The 919-nt window shown below is 39.9% G+C and carries 3 protein-coding genes; all 3 read right to left on the bottom strand.

Annotated features, from left to right (window positions below; genetic code table 11):
* Window positions 1-29: 29 nt before the first annotated feature.
* From MD535_RS25675 to MD535_RS25665, 3 genes are read right to left on the bottom strand one after another with little or no spacing between them, the layout of a single operon-like run.
* Window positions 30-227: a hypothetical protein gene (locus tag MD535_RS25675; protein WP_265678118.1), complete on the bottom strand. Its 198-nt coding sequence runs from the start codon at window positions 225-227 to the stop codon at window positions 30-32.
* A complete protein-coding gene (locus MD535_RS25670) occupies window positions 224-502 on the bottom strand; it encodes a hypothetical protein (RefSeq protein WP_265678117.1) in 279 nt (92 codons plus the stop codon). The genes MD535_RS25675 and MD535_RS25670 overlap by 4 nt, the downstream gene beginning before the upstream one ends.
* Window positions 499-897: a hypothetical protein gene (locus tag MD535_RS25665; RefSeq protein WP_265678116.1), complete on the bottom strand. Its 399-nt coding sequence runs from the start codon at window positions 895-897 to the stop codon at window positions 499-501. The genes MD535_RS25670 and MD535_RS25665 overlap by 4 nt, the downstream gene beginning before the upstream one ends.
* Window positions 898-919 lie beyond the last annotated feature (22 nt).

The following is a 919-nucleotide window of genomic DNA, read 5'->3' as shown; positions in this document are numbered from 1 at the left end:
CATTCCTATTAGTTAATAGTTTGATAAAACTAGATTTGAGTGTAATTTGAGATTGTTGAGTTCGATACTTGGCAGCCAACAATATCCCCGTCCTTGACCATTATCTTGTAGCGAATCACACCTACATCTTTTCTAAGACAGTGAATCCGGCGGTAATCTCGTAAATGATTATCTCGTCTCACCAATAACTCTAACACAACAGGCTCATTTCCGTTTTTCTTCATCATTCCTCACTCTTGGATTCAGTGTTTTCCAGAGCACCACGAATACGCCAATATTCATCAAAGCAGATAGGATTTGGGGTAGCTAATATTGAATGCCGAAGTACATCTTTAGCCACTTCATTAGAAACATTGAGATATTGCTGGGTAACAAATAGTAGCTTGGAATAGCTAGGGTGGTTAAGCACTAATGGTTTCTTTCCTTTCACTCTCACCTCAAAGCGCTCGATGACATAATCATCTTCATCAGCATCAATGCATACCCAATCATTGGTGTTCATAGTATTTTACGATTCTCTGTTTGAGCACCAAAACCCTCGGTATTTAGCCCTAAAGCCAAACGCCAAAGCGGGGCGATATCAGGAAACACAAACTGCTCTGTTTTCTTTGATACACCTCCTATCGCCGTATTTTTAAGCGATAAATTAATATGCATCAGCTTATATTCATAAAGGGCATCAGGGTTCATTTTGAACTGAAAGCCATGCTGTCGAACTAGGCGATACCTTACGCTCTGTAAATCACTTTGAGCCAACGTTAAACGATGCAACTCTTTCACAGATAGATAACGGTCACAATGTTCAACAAACACCTTGGCGACTTTCGCTAAGTCACTATCTGGGTTAGCTAAACTCTGCTCCCATTTCCAATATTGTTGCTTGAGCTTTACCGTCATTACATGTCTTCCACTTTATATC

Origin of the sequence: Vibrio qingdaonensis (assembly GCF_026191675.1) — a bacterium.
In the GTDB taxonomy this organism is placed as follows: Bacteria; Pseudomonadota; Gammaproteobacteria; order Enterobacterales; family Vibrionaceae; genus Vibrio; species Vibrio qingdaonensis.
The sequence above is the reverse complement of the archived record's forward strand: the minus strand, read 5'-3'. Positions and strand labels throughout refer to the sequence as shown.